General features: G+C 65.4%; 19 protein-coding genes. 9 read left to right on the top strand and 10 right to left on the bottom strand.

The features are described from left to right. Positions 1–210: 210 nt before the first annotated feature. The 3 genes from D4Q52_RS00450 to D4Q52_RS00440 all read right to left on the bottom strand — a co-directional run bounded on the left by D4Q52_RS00450 (position 211) and on the right by D4Q52_RS00440 (position 4,892). Positions 211–1,434, bottom strand: coding sequence for a GGDEF domain-containing protein (locus D4Q52_RS00450; RefSeq protein WP_119854829.1), 1,224 nt, complete (start codon positions 1,432–1,434; stop codon positions 211–213). 63 nt (positions 1,435–1,497) lie between these two features. Beyond that, positions 1,498–3,021: an AMP-binding protein gene (locus D4Q52_RS00445; RefSeq protein ID WP_119854575.1), complete on the bottom strand. Its 1,524-nt coding sequence runs from the start codon at positions 3,019–3,021 to the stop codon at positions 1,498–1,500. A gap of 44 nt (positions 3,022–3,065) precedes the next feature. Then, complete coding sequence (locus D4Q52_RS00440) at positions 3,066–4,892, bottom strand: extracellular solute-binding protein (RefSeq protein WP_425328442.1); 1,827 nt, start codon at positions 4,890–4,892, stop codon at positions 3,066–3,068. Positions 4,893–5,156: 264 nt separating this feature from the next. Between D4Q52_RS00440 and D4Q52_RS00435 the strand changes: the two genes are divergently transcribed. Beyond that, positions 5,157–5,954 carry an invasion associated locus B family protein gene (locus D4Q52_RS00435; protein ID WP_119854574.1) on the top strand — a complete coding sequence of 266 codons (798 nt, stop codon included), beginning with the start codon at positions 5,157–5,159 and terminating at the stop codon, positions 5,952–5,954. A 118-nt stretch (positions 5,955–6,072) separates the two neighbouring features. On the opposite strand, the gene hspQ is transcribed toward D4Q52_RS00435, so the two are convergent. Next, positions 6,073–6,405: a heat shock protein HspQ gene (gene hspQ / locus D4Q52_RS00430; protein WP_054162989.1), complete on the bottom strand. Its 333-nt coding sequence runs from the start codon at positions 6,403–6,405 to the stop codon at positions 6,073–6,075. A 298-nt stretch (positions 6,406–6,703) separates the two neighbouring features. Further along, on the bottom strand, positions 6,704–7,297 hold the full coding sequence (locus D4Q52_RS00425) for a TetR/AcrR family transcriptional regulator (protein ID WP_119854573.1): 594 nt from the start codon (positions 7,295–7,297) through the stop codon (positions 6,704–6,706). Positions 7,298–7,485: 188 nt separating this feature from the next. On the opposite strand from D4Q52_RS00425, the gene D4Q52_RS00420 reads away from it, so the two are divergent. Together D4Q52_RS00420 and D4Q52_RS00415 are read left to right on the top strand one after the other, a co-directional pair. Further along, complete coding sequence (locus D4Q52_RS00420; RefSeq protein WP_182915172.1) at positions 7,486–8,205, top strand: class I SAM-dependent methyltransferase; 720 nt, start codon at positions 7,486–7,488, stop codon at positions 8,203–8,205. A gap of 172 nt (positions 8,206–8,377) precedes the next feature. Then, a complete protein-coding gene (locus D4Q52_RS00415) occupies positions 8,378–9,331 on the top strand; it encodes an AEC family transporter (protein ID WP_119854572.1) in 954 nt (317 codons plus the stop codon). 3 nt (positions 9,332–9,334) lie between these two features. Here the strand turns inward: D4Q52_RS00415 and D4Q52_RS00410 are convergent, their stop codons facing one another. After that, a complete protein-coding gene (locus D4Q52_RS00410) occupies positions 9,335–10,531 on the bottom strand; it encodes a UbiH/UbiF family hydroxylase (RefSeq protein WP_119854571.1) in 1,197 nt (398 codons plus the stop codon). A gap of 132 nt (positions 10,532–10,663) precedes the next feature. Between D4Q52_RS00410 and pcsA the strand changes: the two genes are divergently transcribed. The 3 genes from pcsA (at position 10,664) to D4Q52_RS00395 (ending at position 13,192) form a co-directional block, all read left to right on the top strand. Continuing rightward, positions 10,664–11,398: a phosphatidylcholine synthase gene (gene pcsA / locus D4Q52_RS00405; protein ID WP_119854570.1), complete on the top strand. Its 735-nt coding sequence runs from the start codon at positions 10,664–10,666 to the stop codon at positions 11,396–11,398. After that, entirely contained in the window at positions 11,395–12,117 is a 723-nt protein-coding gene (locus tag D4Q52_RS00400; RefSeq protein WP_119854569.1) for a TerC family protein, read from the top strand. Before pcsA ends, D4Q52_RS00400 begins: the two co-directional genes overlap by 4 nt. A 100-nt stretch (positions 12,118–12,217) precedes the next feature. Then, positions 12,218–13,192 (top strand): quinone oxidoreductase family protein, encoded by a 975-nt coding sequence (locus D4Q52_RS00395; protein WP_119854568.1) that lies wholly within the window; start codon positions 12,218–12,220, stop codon positions 13,190–13,192. Positions 13,193–13,391: 199 nt separating this feature from the next. Here D4Q52_RS00395 and rimO read toward each other — a convergent pair whose 3' ends face one another. Then, positions 13,392–14,717 (bottom strand): 30S ribosomal protein S12 methylthiotransferase RimO, encoded by a 1,326-nt coding sequence (rimO, locus tag D4Q52_RS00390; RefSeq protein WP_119854567.1) that lies wholly within the window; start codon positions 14,715–14,717, stop codon positions 13,392–13,394. Positions 14,718–14,947: 230 nt separating this feature from the next. Here rimO and D4Q52_RS26365 point away from each other — a divergent pair, with 230 nt between their 5' ends. Then, a complete protein-coding gene (locus tag D4Q52_RS26365; RefSeq protein WP_182915171.1) occupies positions 14,948–15,103 on the top strand; it encodes a hypothetical protein in 156 nt (51 codons plus the stop codon). A 28-nt stretch (positions 15,104–15,131) separates the two neighbouring features. Here the strand turns inward: D4Q52_RS26365 and D4Q52_RS00385 are convergent, their stop codons facing one another. From D4Q52_RS00385 to pxpB, 3 genes are read right to left on the bottom strand one after another with little or no spacing between them, the layout of a single operon-like run. Further along, positions 15,132–15,896 (bottom strand): LamB/YcsF family protein, encoded by a 765-nt coding sequence (locus tag D4Q52_RS00385; RefSeq protein WP_119854566.1) that lies wholly within the window; start codon positions 15,894–15,896, stop codon positions 15,132–15,134. Positions 15,897–15,922: 26 nt separating this feature from the next. Continuing rightward, complete coding sequence (locus D4Q52_RS00380; RefSeq protein WP_119854565.1) at positions 15,923–16,930, bottom strand: biotin-dependent carboxyltransferase family protein; 1,008 nt, start codon at positions 16,928–16,930, stop codon at positions 15,923–15,925. Continuing rightward, positions 16,927–17,655 carry a 5-oxoprolinase subunit PxpB gene (pxpB, locus tag D4Q52_RS00375; RefSeq protein ID WP_119854564.1) on the bottom strand — a complete coding sequence of 243 codons (729 nt, stop codon included), beginning with the start codon at positions 17,653–17,655 and terminating at the stop codon, positions 16,927–16,929. Before pxpB ends, D4Q52_RS00380 begins: the two co-directional genes overlap by 4 nt. Positions 17,656–17,886: 231 nt before the next feature. Here pxpB and D4Q52_RS00370 point away from each other — a divergent pair, with 231 nt between their 5' ends. Beyond that, entirely contained in the window at positions 17,887–18,600 is a 714-nt protein-coding gene (locus D4Q52_RS00370; RefSeq protein WP_119854563.1) for a ribonuclease activity regulator RraA, read from the top strand. Between the two features lie 17 nt (positions 18,601–18,617). Further along, positions 18,618–19,025 (top strand): (R)-mandelonitrile lyase, encoded by a 408-nt coding sequence (locus D4Q52_RS00365; RefSeq protein ID WP_119854562.1) that lies wholly within the window; start codon positions 18,618–18,620, stop codon positions 19,023–19,025. The last annotated feature ends 80 nt before the right edge of the window (positions 19,026–19,105 follow it).

Genomic DNA, 19,105 nt, shown 5'->3' with positions numbered 1-19,105 from the left:
ATTGCTTCGCTGCGCTCGCAATGACGGGGATGGGCTTTGCACCGGTAAAGGCTTTGGCACTTCATCCATCGCGTGAGTTATTTCCTTCGTCATGCCCGGCCTTGTGCCGGGCATCCACGCCTTTCGGCGCCGCGAAGTAGCAAGGCGTGGATGGCCGGGACGAGCCCGGCCCTGACGAAGTAACTCGTCCTTGTGACAAAGAGCGAGCGCCTATGACGCCGCGCGGCGGGTGTCGAGTTTGGTCAGGCGGGACAGGATGGCGCGGGCGGAGTCGTCGGGCTGCAGCGTCGCCAGCGAGACGTCGGGATCGATGCGGGTCTCGCGGCGCGCGGAATGCGAGGTCTGCTTCATCACCGCCATCAGCCGCCGCGCAATCGTCTGCGCGCCGCGCAGATCGGTTTCGGCGAACACCACCAGAATGCTGCCGTCCTGCTGCAGCGTGCCAAAATCCATCTTGCGCATCAGCCGGCCGACGAGACGCGCGGTGTCGAAACGCGAGCGCGGGTCGGCGCGATGTAGCACGAACTTCGCCACGGACAGGCCTTCGCCGCGGGATTGCGCGTGATACACCGCGGCGGCGAAGTCGCGTTCGAACGCTGCGGGCGTCAGCAGGCCGGTGCGGGGCTCGATCAGACCGCCGGCGTCGAGCGAGCGCAGCAGGCGCCCGAGTTGCATTTCGAACGCGTGCTGGCGGATCAGCGGCAGGGCATCGGCGACGATACGCCCCGGCTCGCCCTGAGCGAAATCCAGGTTGGGCAGGTCGAACGGCTGCTCCGACGGCGGCGCGGTGACGACGATCGGCAGATTGCGAAACCGCGCGTCCTCGGACAGCACGGTCAGAAACGCATCGACCACGCGGGGGCTGAAGCCTTCGGCCAGAATGATGCCGTCGAGCTCGCGGGCGTTGAGATGCTTCGCCGCCGCCTCGATCGATAGCGCGCCGACCACGCCGACGCGTTCGCCGAGTGCAACCGACAAGGCCGGGTAGGCGGCGCCGCGGCCGATCAGCAGCACGGTGGCGTCCTGGACCGGGTCGTGAGCCGGCGTCGGGGGGACGCCGCCGTCTTCGATCAGGCGGCGCAGCGTCGTGGCATGCAGGGTGCGGACCCGGAGCGCCGCACGCAGCCGGGCGGTGAGGCGGCCCAGATCGTCGCCGGCGAAGCCGATGACATTGTCGGGCAAAGCACGGCGCGGCCCGAGCGCGATCAGCGGGACATAAGGATTGATAGTTGCGACCTGGCGCGCCAGCCCGTCGAGCTCGGCATCGTGCCCAGCAATCGCGACAATGGCAGACGGTTGCAGGCGCGCGACCGTGTCTGGCGCCTCGTGCCAGCGAGCACCCGCCGAAGGCACCAGTCGGTCCTCGGAAAGCGCCGCCAGAACCGGCGAGCTGTCGTCATCGGCGATGACGAGGATGGGCGCGTGATACGACATCGACGAGAGCCGGTTCTCCGCAGTCACAGCGGCCAACCTTAGCTCGGTACTGTTAATGCGCCGTCAATGCGAACCCGCGGTTTCTTCAGGACGTGCCGGGCCTTCGCGGAAGGCCTCGACCATCAAAGGGTTTAGCCCGAGTTCTGAAAGTGCTTCGCGAGCTCGTGCGTTGTCTTGGGCGCGGCCGGCGAGCCGATAGCCGCTCCATCGATCGGGGAGCGCCGTCAGCAGCGCGCCCTGGCCAAGCCGCTGGGCCCATTCCTGGAGGTCCTGAGCCAGGAAGCGATAGCCGCCGACTGCCATGATGCCGGACGGCGGCGCAGTGATGCACACCGCGCCGGTGGTGCGATCGAGCCGCGCCGCGAACCCGGTGTCGACAAAATCGGGAGCTGCCGAGGGCCGCGCCGCGCCGTTGTGCGACGACAGCGGCGCATAGGCCGCAAGCGTCACCATCGGGCCGCGCAGTCCAAGCGTGCCTTTCGGAGTGATCAGGAGCTCGCCGGCGACGCTGCCGCCGGGCTGATCCCGGGGCGCCGTGTGCGGGCCGGGCATGATCGGCACCGGCGCGCCGTCCGCGCCGCGGCGACCGCCGAACAGGCCAGCCTCACCGAACAGATAGACGTCGGTGAAGCCCGACGGTCCGGCGGTCCAGGCCGGACTGGCCGCGACTTGCTCCGGCGCGCGCCACATCCCGATCACCTGTTGCAGCGTCGGCGCGCGGAACGGCAGCCCGGCATCGCCCAGCCGCAGCGCCAGCGGGGCCGGCGCGACCAGCGTGTCGCAGCCGAGCTCCTGAATTTCGGATTCGAGCAGCGCTTCATCGAACGGGTGGTGCAGCGCCAAGGTGCCGCCGCTGAGCAGCCAGGTCACCATTGTGGAGGCGAGGCCGGCGAAGGACGACAAGGTTTGCGCCGACATCAGCATCGCGCCTTGCGGGACGCCGGCTTCGAGAAATACCGCGAGACCGCCGGCGATCATGTGCAGATGAGTGCGCGGAATGGCGCGGACACCTTCTGGCGTTGTATCGAAGGTGATGATTGCGGCGCGCCGCGCGTCCTGAATGGCCGGCTCATTGTCCGGCACGTCCTCGGTCATCGCAGTGTCGAGCGACGCCATGCCCTCAGGCAGATCGTCGCCATAGCCGCCGACATAGCGGATCGAGAACGCTTCTGCCGCGGCATTCATCGCCAGATCGGCATGGCTGACGCCGTCGATCCAGCGCGACGAGACGATCGCGCGAGCCCCGGTGCGGTTCAGCGCGGTGGTGATATCGGCCTGGCGCCACAGCTGCGGCAGCAGAGCCACCACCAGGCCGGCGCGGTGCGCGGCAAGAATCGTCAGCGGAAATTCGATGGTGTTGGCGAGTTGCAGCGCAATCACCGCATTCTCGGGCAGGCCGGCTGCTGAAAAGTGCGCGGCGAGCGCCGAGATCGCCCGATCGGCCTGCGCATAGGTCAGGCGGGCCGGCGGCTGGCCGGTGACGCGTTGCTTGTCGGCCGGATCAATCAGCGCGATCGCGTCGGGCTGCCGCGCCAGAATTCGGCGGAACAGGCCGTCGAGGGTCGGTGAAGCGTTGGGCTGGCTCAATGGATCACCTTTGCTGCGTCACCTTTGCTGAGGACCTTGCTGGGTCACTGCTGCGGTACCGTCGCACGCGCCCACCAGGTCTCGGGCAGATAACCGGTCAGAGCCGTCACCTCGGGCCGTTCTATCCGATTCCAGCGGGCGATCCATTGCTCCTGGATATTGTAGAGGGGGATCACGTAGAAGCCCGAGGTCAGGACGCGGTCGAGCGCACGCACTGCGGCGACGAACTCCGGACGGCCGCGCGCGGCGATCATCGTGGCGATCAACGCGTCGATGGCCGGGTCCTTCACGCCCATGTAGTTGCGCGTGCCCTGGGTATCGGCTGCCTCGGCGCCCCAATAGAAGGACTGCTCGTTGCCCGGCGACAGCGACTGGTCCCAGCGGTTCGGGATCATGTCGAAATCGAACGTGATGCGCCGCTGATCGAACTGGACAGCGTCGACCACGCGGACTGTCGCCTGTACGCCGATCCGCTTGACGTCGCGCACGAAGGCGAGCGCGATGCGCTCCTGTTCACGGGTGGTGACGAGGATCTCGAAACTCAGCGGCTGATGCGTGTCGCGGCGTCGCATCACCGTGCCGTCGAGCTGATAGCCGGCCTCCGACAGCAACGTCAGCGCACGGCGCAGCGCGCTGCGGTCGCGCCCGGACGCATCGCTGTCCGGCAGCCGGTAGCTGCCGTCGAGCATGTCGGGTCGCAGCCGAGCCAGATATGGCTGCAGCAGCCGCAATTCATCAGGACCCGCGGCGCGACCATAGGCGGAGAGTTCCGAGCCGGCAAAGTATCCGCCGGCGCGGCTGTACAGATCAAAGAAGTAGTTCTGGTTGATCCAGGCGAAATCGAACATCTGCAACAGCGCTTCGCGGACGCGGATGTCGGTGAACACCGAGCGGCGGGTGTTGAAAACCAGGAATTCGGTCGGCTGCGGGGTGCCTGATTTGATGACGTCACGGACCACGTCGCCGCTGCGAGCGGCCGGGAAATTGTAACCGTCGTGCCAGCGCAGCGGTTCGGTCTCGACCCGATAATCGTAAATGGCGCGCTTGAAGGCTTCGAATTGTGAATTCGCCTCCCGGAAATACTCGATCCGGACCTCGTCGAAGTTCCATAGCCCGCGATTGATCGGCAGGTCGCGGCCCCAATAATCCGGATTGCGCGTCAGGGTCACGCTGCTGCCTGGTTTGACCGCGCTGACTCGATACGGCCCCGATCCGATCGGCGGCGCCATGGTGGTGTCTTCGAACGTTTCGGCATTGACCGCATGCCTGGGGAAGATCGGCATCAGCCCGAGAATGAGCGGCAGTTCGCGATCCTGCAGGTCTCCGAAATCGAACCGGACGGTGCGTGGATCGGGCGCCTCGGCGCGCACCACCTTGGCGTAGTACAGCCGATGGTTGGGACGGCCCTTGTCACGCAGCAACCGCCAGGAGAACAGCACGTCCTCTGCGAGCACCGGCGTGCCGTCGGAGAATTTGGCCCGCGGATCGATGCGGAAGGTGACGTAGCTGCGCGCGTCGTCTGTTTCGACCGTTTGCGCGAGCAGGCCGTAGAGGGTGAACGGCTCGTCGTTGCCGCGCGCCATCAGGCTTTCCACCACATAGCCCCGGATGCGCTGCACCGCGAGCCCGCGCACGATGAACGGATTGAGGCTGTCGAAGGTGCCCAGCACGCCTTCGACCAGTCGGCCGCCTTTCGGCGCATCGGGATTGGCGTAAGGCAGCGCCGAGAAGTCGGCGGGCAGGGCGGGCTCGCCGTGCATCGCCAGCGCGTGCAATGGCTTCGCTCTGTCTCCAGGCTCGGCGTTAGCACCGCTGGCCAGCGGACCCGAAAACGCCGTGGCGATCAGGATCGCCAGCGTGCTCGCGAGCAGGCGCGCACCGGTCGCGAATCGGCTCTGTGATTCGGTGTTCTGCACCCGAGGGGATTTACCACAAGGGAGTGATCGAACGAGCCACGGAAGATTGCCGGCATTGATCTTTTCGTGTGCCGTTGTATTGAAAGCGAGCGCGCGGCGGCGCCTGACCGGGCCGTCACGTAACTGCCTCAATTGGCTCAGAGACACCGGCCGAACGGCCAGATGCCGGCTCCCGCGTCGCTGTGGGGTGCGCGACCGTTTCAGAAAGGGTTTTCCGCAATGATGTCTTGCAACTTGGTCGCGTCGGCAGGGCCGCGCGGGCGGGCATTCGCTCTGCTGACGGCGGCAGCTGTTTCCGCCCTGGCCGTCACTTCCGCCGCACAAGCGCAAGCCCCGCAGCCGCAGCAGCCGGCCGCTCCGAAGGCCGCGCCAAAGGCCGCACCGGCTCCGAAGGCGCCGGCGAAGGGTGCTCCCGCCGCTCAGGCGCCGGCCGCTGGTGCTCCGGCCGCCGGCCAGGCGCAGGAACAGCAGCAGGTTCAGCTGATCTACGCGCCGTGGACCAAATTCTGCCTGAAGGGCCAGGATGCCGGCGCCAAGCAGGTTTGCTTCACCGGCAAGGATGGCCGCATCGAGTCGGGCCAGCCGGTCATCGCCGCGGTGATCATCGAGCCGGAAGGTGAGCCCAAGAAGATCCTGCGCGTGACTCTGCCGCTCGGCATGCAACTCGTGCACGGCACCCGCATCATCGTGGACAGCAATGCGCCGCAGCAGAGCCCCTATGTGATCTGCTTCGCCAATGGCTGCATGTCGGACTACGAAGCCACCCCCGAGATGATCGCCAACATGAAGAAGGGCCAGAACCTGGTCGTTCAGGCGATCAACTCCAACGGTGCGCCGCTAACGCTGCCGCTGCCGCTGGCGGAATTCGCCAAGGCCTATGACGGTCCGCCGACCGACCCCAAGCAGTTCGAAGAGACCCAGAAGAAGCTACAGGAAGAGCTGCAGAAGCGCGCCGAAGAGCAGCGCAAGAAGCTCGAGGCTCAGGCTCCGGCCGGCGCCAATCCGGCCGCGAAGTAACAGCATTCTTCCGCCGACAAAAAAAGGGCGCCCGCAGGGGCGCCCTTTTCGTTGCTGGACCGCGTTGGCAGACCGTCGTGCGGTCGCTTTTTCAAAGCGAAACGAAAACTCGCGCGAATTAGTTCAGAGACGAATTGCGCGGCCGATAGCCGCCGGCCTTGTCCTTCACGAAAATCTCGGCGACCTGCGAATGCCGAATCGGCTCGCCGGAATCATCGGGCAGCAGATTTTGCTCGGACACATAGGCGACGTATTCCGACTCCGCGTTCTCCGCGAGCAGGTGATAAAACGGCTGGTCCTTGTGCGGCCGGACCTCTTCGGGGATCGACAGCCACCATTCTTCGGTGTTGTTGAATTCCGGATCGATGTCGAACACCACACCCCGGAACGAAAAGATCCGGTGGCGGACGATCTGCCCGATCTGGAATTTGGCGGTTCGCGTTTTGATCATCGGAGTCGCATAAACCAGGATTGCGGCCGATGCTAGTGCCTCGGGACCGGGGCGGTCCGCCATCACCCCCTCGGGCCGGCTGGCGTGAACCTCGGGCCGGGTCGCAAAGTCTTGATTTCAAGCCGATTCCCGGTCTCGCCGCATACGGCCCTGGTGCGGGCGGGGCGGGCCGAGGGCCTGCTCGCTCCCGAGAGTTGCATGGCGTGCCTGCCGGATTGGCGCACCGGTCGCGGCACACGCACGCTGCACCCCCGTCGCTGTGCGGATCCGGGCGGGTGTTCCATGTCGCGCCGCGGAGTCACAACGCGTGGCGCAAGCTCGCAAACGCCTCGCGCAAATGGTGCAGGGGCGGCCGCCTGCCGTTGTCTTCGCTCCAGGCATCGATCGCCAGGCGGAATGCGCCGATCGACAGCATGGCGACAAAGCGCAGCGAGTTTCGTCGCTTGGGCTGGGGCCATTTCTCGCACAGAGCTTCGAACACGGCTTGCTCTTGCGCGATGTATTTTGCATTGCGCGCCGCGCGAAGCGTCTCGTTCTTGCGGAGGACGCTGTCCAGCGCAATGCTCTGTTTCGGGTCGAAGCCGATGACAAGATGCCGGAGCGCATTCTCGACGACCGCGAGGGGCGGGATATCGGACGGCTGCGCCAGGATGGCTTCGCGGATCAGAGAGGTGAAATTGCTCTGCCAGGCAAGGATGATCTCTTCCTTGGACTTGAAGTAATAAAAGAAGGTGCGGCGAGAGATTCCGGCCGCCTCCGCGACCATTTCCAACGTCGTGCTGTCGTAGCCCTTCGACAGGAACAGACTAACTCCGGTTTCCGTGATCCGCGCCAGCGTCTCGCGACGCTTGCGCTCGCGCAGTCCGATGTCCTTGTTATCGTCGCCCGCCATCACGTCTTCGGCATCGATCCGTCGGTCACTTGAAAAACTACACTGGGTGTAATTATTATTTTACACGGAGTGCAGATTTGAATCAAGGAAGCCGAATGATCGTCATGAAGTTGCCCGCCGCGAACGCCCCGCCGCAATCGTGCTCGACGGCTCGTCGTCCTGTCTGCCTCGAAGCGGCGAGGTGACCAATGTCGAGCGTTGATACGTCACGGTGCCATTGGTCCTATCAAAGCTGGTGCAAGCCGCGCGAGCGACGCGAGGCGCGCCCGCGCTGGCGAAACGTTTCGTCGTTCGACCCGGTCTCGTTTTTCCTGGCGTGGCTCGCCGCACCGCGTCGTGTCGGAGCGGTGGCACCGTCCAGCGACGCGCTCGCAAAAATCATCACACGCGACATTGGCGAGACCACCGGCGCCGTCGTCGAACTTGGGCCGGGCACCGGGGCGTTCACCGACATGCTGCTGAGGCGCGGCGTCCGGCAGGAGGATCTGACACTCATCGAATATGGCTCGGAGTTCATTCCGATGCTGCAGCTTCGCTTCCCTGGCATTCGCGTGATCTGGATGGATGCGGCGAGTATCGGGGCATCCGGTGTATTCCAGCCTGGCGAGATCGGCGCCGTCGTCAGCGGCCTTCCTTTGCTGAGCATGTCGCCCCGCAAGGTGATGGCGATCCTCGAGGGGGCGTTCGCCGTCCTTCGGTCCGGCGGCGCCTTCTATCAGTTCACCTACGGGGTGGGATGTCCGGTGAGCCGCCCGATCCTCGACCGACTCGGCCTCAAGGCGGTCCGCGTCGACACGGCCATCCTGAATTTGCCGCCGGCCACGGTTTATCGCCTCACACGGCGAATACCACGACCGACACGGTCGATCGATTTTGCCCGCGAGTCAAAGGACGTCTCTTCCGTTTGAACGCGGCGTGATTCTGGCACGCGCTCGCGAGGCTCGGCGGAACGCCAGGCGGCCGAAGCATCTGCATGCGGGGAGAGCGGAAGAATCGCGTCGCAGCGAGGCAGAACGTTGCCTATAAGTGCCGAAGGCGGGCCCCTCCGTCTCTCGGCATCCCGCCTCGTTGCAGTTCCGCATGATCGATATCCTCAATCTGGCGCTTCCGTATTTCGGGCTGATCTTCGTCGGCTTCGCCTGTGGCCGACTGAAGCGGCTGCCGGAGAACGGCCTCGCCTGGATGAACTTCTTCCTGCTGTACGTGTCGCTGCCGGCGCTGTTCTTCCGCATCATGTCGAAGACGCCGTTCGAGGAACTCAACAACCTGCCATTCGTGCTCGCGACCACCCTCGGCACGGCTATCGCGTTCTTTCTGTCGGGCCTACTCGGCCGCGTCATCGGCGGTCTGTCGATCCGTGAAGCCACGATGGCGAGCCTTGCCGGCGGCTACGGCAACATCGGCTATATGGGACCGGGGCTGGCGCTGGCGGTGCTCGGCCCCAAGGCTGCCGTGCCGGTGGCGCTGATCTTCTGCTTCGACAGCATCTTCCTGTTCTCGGTCGTGCCGGTGGCGATGGCGCTGACCGCGGGGCAGCGGCGCCCGCTGCTGCCGACCATCCTGCACGTCGTCCGCGAAATCGTGCTGCATCCGCTGATCGTTGCCGCCTATCTCGGTGCCGCCGCCGCGGCGCTGCATTTGCATCTGCCGGCCGCGGTCGACAACACGCTGCAGTTTCTGCAGAACGCCGCGGCGCCGGTAGCGCTGTTCACGCTGGGGGTCACGGTTGCGCTACGCCCTTTTGGGCGCGTGCCGTGGGAGATCCCGTCGCTCATCGGGGTGAAGCTGCTGCTGCACCCGGTGATCGCACTTGGGCTGATGCTGGCGTTCGGGCCGTTCTCGCCCGAATGGGCCGGCACCGCCGTTCTGATGGCGTCGCTACCGCCGGCGCTGAACGTGTTCGTGATCGCGCGTCAATACGATACCTGGGTCGAGCCGGCGTCGGTCGCGGTGCTGATCGGCACCTTCGTCTCGGTGGTGACGCTGACGACGGTCATGTGGCTGATCAAGACCGGCCACATGCCGCTGCTGTGAGGCTCAGATCGATCGCCAGAACGGCGACAGCCCTTCGCGCATCGCGATCCGCCGCAGCGGCCCGACCGAACTGATCAGCTGCATACCGACCGCGCGGACCGCCTGGGCCGGCAAAAGGTCGCTCAGCAGGGTGCGGTTGGCCATGTCGATCGCGAAGGTGCGGCTGGCGACGTCGGCGCCCCGCGCGCGGCCGAATCGCGCAATGACCGCATCGCTGCCGGGATCCTGATCCCGCGCCAGCGCGTCCTCGACGATATCGGCAATGTCCCCGGCATCGCGCAGCCCCATATTGAGCCCCTGCGCCCCGATCGGCGGCACGACATGCGCGGCTTCGCCGGCCAAGACAATGCGATTGCGGCCATAGGCGCTCGGCTTCTCGATGGCGAGGGGGAACAGGTTGCGCCCTTGCTCGACGCTGACCTTGCCGAAAATCGAGTGGGACTGTTTCTCCGCGGCTGCCGAGAGTTCCTCATCGCTGAGCGCCATCATGCGCTGCGCTTCCTTCGGCGATGCGACCCAAACGATGCTCATGCGGCGGCCGGGCAGCGGCACGAATACGCACGGGCCTTCGGGAGTGTGGAATTCGGTCGACACCTCGTTGTGCGGACGAGACGTGGCGATGTTGAAGGTGAGGGCGGACTGGTTCAGCGGCCGGCTTCTAACGGTGATGCCGGCGGCCTCGCGGCACGGCGAGTGCCGGCCGTCGGCGCCGATCACCAGCCGGCCGGCGAGCGTCTGGCCCTGTCGAGTACGCACCACCGCGACGTCTTCCCGCGGAGCCACCGATTCGGCCTCATCGTCGAAGCGATCAAGGCTGCCGATCTCTTCGGCGGCCGCCTCCAGCGCGACCATCAGGTTGCGATTCTCAATGTTGTAGCCGAACGCATCCATGCCGATTTCGGAGGAGGTGAACCGGACCTCCGGGGCGCGGATCAACCGGTTGGTGTCGTCGACCAGCCGCATCGTGCGCAGCGCCGCGGCTTTGCTGGCGCACCGCCCCCAGACGCCGAGCTTCTCGAGCAGGTCAATCGAATCGCCGAGCAGGGCGGTCGTACGGTTGTCCGCATAGGGCACCTTGCGGGCGACGAGCGCGGTTTGGGCGCCGGTGCCAGCGACCGCCAGCGCGGCAGCCAGCCCCGCGGGGCCGCCGCCGACGACGATGACATCATAACGGTTGGGTTCGATCAGGCTCTGGGTCATGGCGCAGACAATCGTCAGTCGGCGGCCCGATTTCAAGTCCGTACCGGAACATTAACGCTGCTGCGGTTTGGCGTCGCCGCTCGGCCGGACGGATAGGCAGAGCCGCAACGAACCTGCTATGCCGATGATCCGATGACACCATTGGACCAGACGCCACCGCCGCAGGCCTCGCGCACCCGCCGATGGGCGGCATTTTCGGTGCATCTGCTGACCGCCGCCGGCGCCGGCCTCGCGTTGCTGGCGATGCTGGAGGCTGTCCGCGCGCACTGGGCGGCGATGTTCGGCTGGCTCGGCCTGGCGCTGCTGGTCGACGCCGTCGACGGTCCGCTCGCCCGGCGCCTCGAGGTCAGCCGGCTGCAGCCCGACTGGTCCGGGGACGTGCTCGACCTGGTGGTCGACTTTCTGACCTACGTATTCGTGCCGGCCTATGCGATCGCCGCCAGCGGACTGCTGTTGCCGATCGCCGCGCCGGTGCTCGGTGTCGGCATCGTGGTCAGCTCGGCATTGTATTTCGCCGACCGGCGGATGAAGACGGCCGACAATCACTTCCGGGGCTTCCCGGCGTTATGGAACGCGGCGGCCTTCTATCTGTTCTTGCTGACCCCGCCCGCTGTCGTCGGGAGTCTCGTTATCGCCGCCCTGATCGTGCTGACGTTTATCCCTGTCCATGTACTGCATCCGGTTCGGGTGGCGCGCCTGCGCGGATTCAACCTGACGCTGATGGCGCTCTGGAGCGTGCTGGCGGCCTACGCCCCCGTGCGACACTTCGCCGTGCCGGCCCCCATCACCATCACACTTTGTGCGATAGCGCTCTATATAGTCGCGGCTGACGCCGCTATCCGCCTCTTTCAACGAGTCCGAAGATGATCGACCTGCTCTACAGCCCGGAAGCCTGGGCTGCTCTGCTGACGCTGACCGCGCTCGAAATCGTGCTCGGTATCGACAATATCATCTTCCTCTCCGTGCTGGTGTCACGCATCCCCGAGCCGCAGGCGACGAGGGCGCGGCAGATCGGCCTGGCGCTGGCCCTGATCTTCAGGTTGATCCTGCTGAGCCTGCTGGTTTGGCTGACCGGCCTGACGGCGCCCGTGTTCACGATCGCCGAGCAGGCGTTCTCGTGGCGTGACATCATTCTGATTGTCGGCGGCCTGTTCCTGATCGCCAAGGCGACGCACGAGATTCACGCCGAGGTCGAGGCCAGGGAGGCCGAGCACAAGACCTCAAGCGTTCAGAAAGCGTTCTTCTGGGTGATCGTGCAGATCGTGATCATCGACCTGGTGTTCTCGGTCGACTCGATCCTGACTGCGATCGGCATGGCCGAGCACATCGAGATCATGGTCGCAGCGGTGCTGATCGCGATGGCGGTGATGTATCTGTCGTCGGGTCCGGTGTCGCGCTTCGTCGCCGAGCATCCGACGACCAAGATGCTTGCGCTGGCGTTCCTGGTGCTGATCGGCGTGGCGCTGGTGGCTGACGGCTTCCAGTTTCATATTCCGCGCGGCTACATCTACTTCGCGATCCTGTTCTCGGCGGCGGTGGAGCTGTTCAACGTGCTGGCCAAACGCAACCGCAGCAAAGCGCTCTGACCGCCGACTGTCGCCACGAACTCTTCCCACGGCGGTCGGTTGACAACGTCGTGGGGATGGCATTCGGTTGCCGTGCAGATTTATTCCCAAGGGGACGAGAATGACGAAAGCGGTGCGGGTGCATCAGGTCGGCGGCCCGGAAGCCCTGGTCTACGAAGCCGTAGACCTGCCGCCGCCGGGCGACGGCCAAGTCCGCATCCGCCAGCACGCCGTCGGCCTCAACTACATCGACGTCTACTTCCGCACGGGCCTGTACAAGGCGCCGACGATGCCGTTCGTCGTCGGCAACGAGGCGGCGGGCGAGGTGGTCGCAGTCGGTCCGCACGTCACCAATTTTCATCCCGGCGACCGCGTCGCCTATTATTCCAACCTCGGCGGCTATGCGTCCGAACGCAACATTGAAGCCGCCAAGCTGGTCAAGCTGCCCGATCACATCACTTACGAGCAGGGCGCCGTGTTGATGCTCAAGGGGCTGACGGTGTGGTACCTGCTGCACAAAACCTTCAAGGTCGAGCCCGGCCATCGTGTGCTGATCCATGCAGCGGCCGGCGGCATCGGCCTGCTGGCCTGTCAGTGGGCGCGAGCGCTTGGCGCGCATGTGATCGGCACCGTCGGCTCCAAGGCAAAGGCCGATCTGGCGCTCGCCAATGGCTGCGATCACGTCATCCTTTACAACGAAGAGGACTTCGTCGCGCGGGTCAAGCAGATCAGCCGCAACGAACTATGCGACGTGGTTTATGACGGCGTCGGCAAGACCACTTTCCCGGGCTCGCTGAAGTGCATCAAGCCGCGCGGCCTGTTCGTGTCGTTCGGCAACGCGTCAGGACCGGTGCCGCCGTTCTCGCTCGCCGAACTGAATAATCACGGATCGCTGTTCGCGACCCGGCCGAAGCTGAACGACTACGTCGGCACCCGCAAGGAACTGATCGAAGGCGCCGACACGCTGTTCTCCGCCGTGATCGAGGGCAAGCTGCACATCCCGATCAACCACGCCTATGCGCTGAAAGACGCTGCGAAAGCGCACATCGATCTGGAAGCGCGCGCCACGACCGGGGCGTCGATCTTGAAGCCGTAGCGCCGGCGTGTTGCGCACAGCGCCCATCCCACAAACTACCGTCATCCCCCGCGCATGCGGGTGATCTAGTATGCCAGGGCGCTGATTAGTCCAAGCGAGCGCTCTGGAATACTGGGTCGCCCGGTCAAGCCGAGCGATGACGTGAGTGAGCGTGATTGGCCTGCAGCTGCTCTGAACTCCGCGTGCGTTGAGCGAGCCCTCAGAACCCCGTCACCGTCCCGTGCAGGTCATACGCGTCGGCGCGGTCGATCTTGGCGGTTACGATTTCGCCGACGCGGAGCGGGCGGCGGCTGGTGAGATACACGCTCCCGTCGATCTCGGGCGCGTCGGCCTTGGAGCGGCCCTTGGCGACGGTCGAGCCGATCTCGTCGATGATCACCTGCTGGCGCGTGCCGACCTTGCGCTTCAGCCGCCGGGCCGAGATTGCCTGCTGCCGGGCCATCAGCCGGTTCCAGCGCTCCTGCTTGATCTCATCGCTGACCTGATTGGGAATGGCGTTCGACGGTGCGCCCGCTACCGGCTCGTATTTGAAGGCGCCGAGGCGGTCGATCTCGGCCTCATCGAGCCAGTCGAGCAGGAATTCGAAATCGCGCTCGGTTTCGCCCGGGAAGCCGACGATGAAGGTCGAGCGTAGTGCCAGTTCCGGGCACTCGGCGCGCCAGCGCTTGATGCGGTCGAGCGTCTTGTCCTGTGCGGCTGGGCGCTTCATCAGCTTCAAAACGTCGGGGCTGGCGTGTTGGAACGGGATGTCGAGATAGGGCAGTACTTTGCCCTCGGTCATCAGCCCGATCACTTCGTCGACATGCGGGTAGGGATAGACGTAGTGCAGCCGCACCCAGGCGCCGAACTCGCCGAGTTCGCGGGCGAGGTCGATGAACTTGGCGCGAACTGCGCGTTCCTTCCACGCGCTTTCGGCGTACTTCAGGTCGACACCGTAGGCCGAGGTGTCTTGCGAGATCACCAGCAGTTCCTTGACGCCCGCAGCGACCAGCTTCTCGGCTTCGCGCAGCACGTCGGCGGCCGGACGCGAGGAGAGGTCACCGCGCAGTTTCGGAATAATGCAGAAGCTGCAGCGATTGTTGCAGCCTTCGGAGATCTTCAGATACGCGTAGTGCCGCGGCGTCAGCCGGATGCCTTGTTCCGGCACCAGGTCAAGGTGCGGATTGTGCAACGCGGGTTTGGCGCGGTGCACCGCGTCGAGCACGCTCTCGTATTGCTGCGGCCCGGTGATCGACAGCACGCCCGGATAGGCGCTCTCGATCTGCTCCGGTTCCGCGCCCATGCAGCCGGTCACGATCACCTTGCCGTTGGTCGCCATCGCTTCGCCGATCGCTGCGAGCGACTCCTGCTTGGCGCTGTCGAGGAAACCGCAGGTGTTCACGATCACGAGATCGGCGCCGTCGTGCTGGCGCGCGAGCTCGTAGCCCTCGGCGCGCAGCCGAGTGATGATCCGCTCGGAATCCACCAGCGCTTTGGGACATCCCAGCGAGACAAAACTGATTTTCGGCGCGGCGGCCTGCTGCATCGGTTCAAAACTGCCTGATTGAAGGCCCCGAGCTAAACCCGAACGGCCGCTGTGACAAGCCCGGCCTGAGCGAAAGGAGGCGAGAACAGCCGTCTCCGGCGGCGGTTCCGAAGAGAGAAATCGTCTCAGCGCGAGGACCTCAGCGACAGCTTCCTTGTTATTTCGCCGGCCGCCTTGCGGGAGGAGGCGTTCAGGCTTTTCTGTTCCTCCGGAACACGGGAGTGCGAACGATGCGACGGCAGGTTTCAACCATACAGACCGAGGCGACTCCGCGTGCGCGGACCTGGCCGGCCTTCCTCGCGAATGCCGAGATCCTGATGGTCAGTGCCGCATTCGGCCTGATTGCCGCGATCGTTATCGGCGCGCCGCATCTGCGGCTGCCGTGAGCGATCAGACCGATCTTGAGGCCAACGCCTAAGCCCGCGCGAACGGCGCGACGGTGATGCCGTTCTGCTCCAGCAGGCCGCGAACGCGGCGGGCGATGTCGACGGCGCCGCTTGTGTCGCCGTGGACGCAGACCGTTTCGGTGCGCATTTTGATGACCTTGCCGGTGACCGACACGACGGCGCTGTCCTGCGCCATCCGCAGCACCCGTTGAGCAATTTCGGCGGGATCATGCAGCACAGCGCCCGGTTTGCGGCGCGACACCAGATTGCCGTCGTCTTCATAGGCGCGATCGGCGAACACCTCATGTGCGAGCGACAGGCCAGCGGCTTCGCCTGCATCGACGAGTTTGGAATTTGCCAGCACGACGAAGATCAGTGACGGATCGACCGCTTTGATCGCGGCGGCGATCGCGCGAGCCGTCATGTCGTCCTCACACGCGACGTTCGAAAGCGCACCGTGCGCCTTCACATGCGTGACCTTGTGGCCGGCCAGCGATGCGACCGCCTGCAATGCACCGATTTGATAGGCGACGAGGTTCTCGATCTCGGCGGCGGTGATGCCGGGCACCGGGCGGCGGCCGAAACCGTGCAGATCGCGGAAGCCGGGATGCGCGCCGATCGAGACGCCGTGCTGCTTCGCCATCGTGACGGTCTTGTGCATGATGTCGGGATCGCCTGCGTGAAAGCCGCAGGCGACGTTGACGCTGGTGGCGATGCTCATCATCGACGCATCGTCGCCCATGCTCCAGGCGCCGAAGCCTTCGCCGAGGTCGCAGTTCAAATCGATCTTCATCCTGTCTTTCCTCCCCCGGGGTGGTTCTAGCTATCGAGCGCGTCCACGGCGGCGCCGGCGACGTTTGCCGTCGCCAGTGCGTCGAGATCGAGCGTCGTATGTCGTGCTTCCTGAAGGCGGTCAGGCAGGGCGCGGATTTGCTGCGCCATGGCCCGATACGCGTCCTGCGCGTTGCCCATGCTCACCGCGGCGAAGCGGAAGGGCTGGCCCGGTTGGCGTTGTGCCAGGCGGCCGAGATCCGCGGTGATCACCGTGGCGATCTTCGGGTAGCCGCCGCTGGTGCCGCGGTCGGCCATCAGCACGATCGGTTGGCCGTTGCCTGGGACCTGGATGCTGCCGTCGACGGTGCCGTCGGAGACGATGTTGTGGCCGTGCAGATGCCGGATCGGCGGACCTTCGAGCCGGTAGCCCATCCGGTCGCTGGTAGCGGAGATCTTCCATTCGCCGCCGAGAAACGTCGCGACGGCGTCGCCGAATTCATCGTCTTGCGGGCCGAGAAGGACACGGATCGGATCGTCAGCCCGTTTGGGCAGATCGAGACGTCGTTCGTCGCTGGGGCTTGCAGCTTGGACCGGGATGATGTCGCCAGCTTGCAACGGCCGCGGATAGGGGCTGCCGAGGCCGGCGCGGGCGTTGACCGCAAGGCTGCCGAACATCGGCTCGCCGCTGATGCCGCCAGCGATCGCCAGATAACTGAAGACCTGACTGCGCGCGACGCCGAGCGTCAGCGTCTTGCCAGCGCCGAGCAGAAACGATTCGTTGAGCGGAACCGGTTTGCCGTCGATTGCCGCGGGCCGCTCCGCGCCGCTGAGCGCGAGTCGTAGCGGACCATCACCGGCTGTCACGCTGGCGCCGAGCGGGCCGAATTCGATCGCGGCGGCGAACGGTGCGTTGCCGACCAACACATTGGCGACGGCGAGCGACGGCCGGTCCATCGCGCCGCTCGGCGTCAGACCGTAACGCTGCGCACCGTGGCGGCCGCCATCCTGCACCGAACTCGCCGGGCCGACGTTGTCGATGACAAGTCGGCTCATGCGTTCACCAGTTCGGCGACGATCTCGCCGGCTTCCGCGGCGCGATCCTGTTCGGTGAATAGCTTGGCGTCGATCGGCGTGAAGCTGATCGCGTCGCCGGGCTCGAGCAGGAAGATCGGATCGCGGTGCAGCTGATAAGTCCGCACCGGCGTTCGGCCGAGCAGATGCCAGCCGCTTGGACCCGGAAGGCACTGGATGCCGGTCTGCACGCCGCCAATCGAGATCGTGCCGGCAGGAGTCAGCAGCCGCGGCGCCTGCCGGCGGGGAATCGCAAGAGACGAATTCAACCCTGACAGATACGACCAGCCCGGCGTGAAGCCGATCATCGCCACCCGGTAGTCACCGCCAGCGTGGCGGGCGATCAGATCGTCGGCGCTGGTGTTGAGGCTCGCTGCAGCTTCTTCCAGATCGATGCCGTGCTCGCCACCGTAGCATACTGGAATGCGCCAGCGGCGCTGTACCGTGGTTTCACTCAAGCTCGGCGTCTGTGCCAGGCGCATCAGCTGGTCGGCGAGAGCGTCGAAGCTGATCTGCTCCGGATCGTAATGCACCAATAACGAGCGATAGGTCGGGACCGTCTCGCGGATGCCGGCTAAGGCTTCACTACTCAGCAGGCGATCGAGAGCGAGCACGCGGCGATTGGATTCGTCGCTGATCTCGCGACCGAAATCGACGGTGATGGCGGCATCGCCGCTCGGCAACATGCGTGGAGTGGTAAGCGCCATGTGAGCGCCGTGTCCCCTGATCTCATCAGCACTGCACCAGCCATAGCGTGTTTTGCGCGTGCATGAAAATCACTTCGTGATGCAATGTGTGGCGATAACTCATTGAAGGTACGAGCGATAAGCTCCGATGATCCGACGTTTGCGAGGGGCAGCCGAGCGTGCGTTGCGACTTGACGGCGAGGGGCGCGCCCGCAAGATGCGCCACCAATTCTCTCGAGGAGCCGCGTACCCATGTCACTGACCCCGGAAGCCATCGTCACTCTTGCGCGCGTCTCGACCGCGACCATCACCACGGTGTTGCTCAAGAAGGGACTGCGCAACGTCTGGCTGCGCGGCGCGCGGCCACTGCGTCCGGGGCAGCCGCGGCTTGTCGGCGAGGCGTTCACGTTACGCTTCGTGCCCGCGCGTGAAGACCTCGCCACGCCGGAATCCTGGGGCTCGCCGATCTCGACTCGTGCGGCGATCGAGGCGATGCCGGAAGGCGTGATCGCCGTGATCGATTCGATGGGGGTCAGCGACGCTGGCGTGTTCGGCGACATCCTGTGCGCGCGCATGGTCAAGCGCGGCATCACCGCGCTGATCACCGATGGCGTGGTCCGCGATCTCGAAGGCGTGCTCGGCACCGGCCTGCCGGTGTGGTGCAACGGCGCAGCGGCGCCGCCATCGGTGGCGGGGCTCACTTTCGTCGGCTGGGGCGAGCCGATCGGCTGCGGCGGCGTCGCGGTGTTTCCGAAGGATATCATCGTCGCCGATCAGGACGGCGCGGTGCTGATCCCGCAGGCGCTGCTCGACCACGTGCTGGCCGAAGGCCCGGAGCAGGAGCGGATGGAAGGCTGGATCGTCGAGGAGGTCAACAACGGCGCGGTGCTGCCAGGCCTCTATCCAATGAATGCCGAAACCAAGGCGCGCTACGCCGCGTTCAAAGAGAAGGCAGGCAAGGCATAAGCCGGGAAGGCCGATATATGGACATCTTCGCAGCCGGCACGCGCCCGACCCAGCGCGCCTCGACCGACTACTTCACCGGGACCGTATGGCAGGACCCGATCGTGTCAGCGCCTGCGCCGGCACGGCTGGCAGCGACACGGGTCTCGTTCGAGCCCGGCGCCCGCACCGCGTGGCACACCCATCCCCTCGGGCAGACGTTGTACGTCGTCGCCGGCATCGGCCGGGTGCAGACGTTAGGGGGGCCGGTTCGGGAGATTCGCGCCGGCGATGTGGTTTGGATCCCGCCAGGCGAGAAGCATTGGCATGGTGCATCTCCGAGTAACGGCATGACTCATATCGCCATGCAGGAAGCACTCGACGGCAGCTTCGCAACTTGGATGGAACATGTGAACGACGAAGAATATTCCGTCACTCCATCCGCTTAATGGCAGATTTCAAAACTTTGAATGAGCTCTGCCGGTCTACCCCGGCAGAGTTCCCACAGGACATGAACATCGGAAGTTAA

The sequence above is a fragment of the Rhodopseudomonas palustris genome (assembly GCF_003591005.1).
GTDB lineage: Bacteria > Pseudomonadota > Alphaproteobacteria > Rhizobiales > Xanthobacteraceae > Rhodopseudomonas > Rhodopseudomonas palustris_K.
The sequence above is the reverse complement of the archived record's forward strand: the minus strand, read 5'-3'. Positions and strand labels throughout refer to the sequence as shown.

Coding starts and splice junctions, on each gene's coding strand:
- D4Q52_RS00450 (WP_119854829.1), bottom strand. CDS start 1,434: ATGTCGTATCACGCGCCCATCCTCGTCATCGCCGATGACGACAGCTCG.
- D4Q52_RS00435 (WP_119854574.1), top strand. CDS start 5,157: ATGATGTCTTGCAACTTGGTCGCGTCGGCAGGGCCGCGCGGGCGGGCA.
- hspQ (WP_054162989.1), bottom strand. CDS start 6,405: ATGATCAAAACGCGAACCGCCAAATTCCAGATCGGGCAGATCGTCCGC.
- D4Q52_RS00425 (WP_119854573.1), bottom strand. CDS start 7,297: ATGGCGGGCGACGATAACAAGGACATCGGACTGCGCGAGCGCAAGCGT.
- D4Q52_RS00420 (WP_182915172.1), top strand. CDS start 7,486: ATGTCGAGCGTTGATACGTCACGGTGCCATTGGTCCTATCAAAGCTGG.
- D4Q52_RS00415 (WP_119854572.1), top strand. CDS start 8,378: ATGATCGATATCCTCAATCTGGCGCTTCCGTATTTCGGGCTGATCTTC.
- D4Q52_RS00410 (WP_119854571.1), bottom strand. CDS start 10,531: ATGACCCAGAGCCTGATCGAACCCAACCGTTATGATGTCATCGTCGTC.
- pcsA (WP_119854570.1), top strand. CDS start 10,664: ATGACACCATTGGACCAGACGCCACCGCCGCAGGCCTCGCGCACCCGC.
- D4Q52_RS00400 (WP_119854569.1), top strand. CDS start 11,395: ATGATCGACCTGCTCTACAGCCCGGAAGCCTGGGCTGCTCTGCTGACG.
- D4Q52_RS00395 (WP_119854568.1), top strand. CDS start 12,218: ATGACGAAAGCGGTGCGGGTGCATCAGGTCGGCGGCCCGGAAGCCCTG.
- rimO (WP_119854567.1), bottom strand. CDS start 14,717: ATGCAGCAGGCCGCCGCGCCGAAAATCAGTTTTGTCTCGCTGGGATGT.
- D4Q52_RS26365 (WP_182915171.1), top strand. CDS start 14,948: ATGCGACGGCAGGTTTCAACCATACAGACCGAGGCGACTCCGCGTGCG.
- D4Q52_RS00385 (WP_119854566.1), bottom strand. CDS start 15,896: ATGAAGATCGATTTGAACTGCGACCTCGGCGAAGGCTTCGGCGCCTGG.
- D4Q52_RS00380 (WP_119854565.1), bottom strand. CDS start 16,930: ATGAGCCGACTTGTCATCGACAACGTCGGCCCGGCGAGTTCGGTGCAG.
- pxpB (WP_119854564.1), bottom strand. CDS start 17,655: ATGGCGCTTACCACTCCACGCATGTTGCCGAGCGGCGATGCCGCCATC.
- D4Q52_RS00370 (WP_119854563.1), top strand. CDS start 17,887: ATGTCACTGACCCCGGAAGCCATCGTCACTCTTGCGCGCGTCTCGACC.
- D4Q52_RS00365 (WP_119854562.1), top strand. CDS start 18,618: ATGGACATCTTCGCAGCCGGCACGCGCCCGACCCAGCGCGCCTCGACC.